Here is a 249-nt window from a genome sequence, read left to right as displayed (position 1 = left end):
GTCGCTTTTGTGCCTATTGTGCTGGCTATGGCTGTTTTCGGCGGGGTGCTATTTAGTTTGATACTCTAGCGACTTACTATAGATATAGCGACTGATGTTGTAATGCTGAACAATTATATCGATACACTTAAAGCATTAGCGGAACCAAACCGGCTTAGACTGTTTTGGATTCTGGCGCATATTGATCAAAGAATTTGTGTCGCAGAAGACATGGATGTGCTGGGGGAGTCTCACTAAAATGTCTCACGC

General features: G+C 43.4%; 1 protein-coding gene. It reads left to right on the top strand.

Annotation, left to right across the window (positions count from 1 at the left end):
* Positions 1–102 precede the first annotated feature (102 nt).
* Positions 103–237, top strand: coding sequence for a hypothetical protein (locus Q4563_RS21580; RefSeq protein ID WP_303605984.1), 135 nt, complete (start codon positions 103–105; stop codon positions 235–237).
* Positions 238–249: the final 12 nt, after the last annotated feature.

This window comes from Gilvimarinus sp. 1_MG-2023, assembly GCF_030548285.1.
This window is presented reverse-complemented; position numbering and strand designations above follow the sequence as displayed.